A 601-nucleotide genomic window follows, 5' to 3' on the forward strand; every position below is an offset into this window, starting at 1 on the left:
AAAATCATCAGAATGAATCCAAAAATTACTTAATCTGAAACAAAAAAAATCCCTTAAAACGTTGTTTTAAGGGATTTGAATAAATCTTAAAGATTTTTTGCGATCCGGACGGGACTCGAACCCGCGACCTCCGCCGTGACAGGGCGGCATTCTAACCAGCTGAACTACCGGATCAATTTTATTAAAGTTAAAATTGTAAAACTTATGCGATCCGGACGGGACTCGAACCCGCGACCTCCGCCGTGACAGGGCGGCATTCTAACCAGCTGAACTACCGGATCTTTTCACAATGCCTGAAGAATTACCTTCCTTTATTGTGGTTGCAAATATATAGCTTTTTTGATTATCTGCAAACTATAATTATTAATTTTCTTACAATTGGAGATAAATCACAGATTATCAATCTGATTATTTTAAATTAACCTTAATATTAAAATAGTATCAGCACGCTGCAAGACAGACATAAGATCAATTTTCAAAGCATCTTCAGAAAATCTATTGCAATATTTCAACAAATCTTGGTGATTGGAAATATTCTTAGAATTTTTTTCTTCAAAATAATTCGTGCGATTAATTTGTATGCAGTTTTAATAATCAGATT

At 34.3% G+C, this 601-nt stretch carries 2 tRNA genes; both read right to left on the reverse strand.

Going from position 1 to position 601, the window contains the following annotated elements:
• Nucleotides 1–100: 100 nt before the first annotated feature.
• Nucleotides 101–174: transfer RNA gene (locus tag OH814_RS20550), tRNA-Asp, on the reverse strand.
• A 33-nt stretch (nt 175–207) separates the two neighbouring features.
• Nucleotides 208–281: transfer RNA gene (locus tag OH814_RS20555), tRNA-Asp, on the reverse strand.
• Nucleotides 282–601: the final 320 nt, after the last annotated feature.

The sequence above is a fragment of the Chryseobacterium sp. CFS15 genome (assembly GCF_031118795.1).
GTDB lineage: Bacteria > Bacteroidota > Bacteroidia > Flavobacteriales > Weeksellaceae > Chryseobacterium > Chryseobacterium indoltheticum.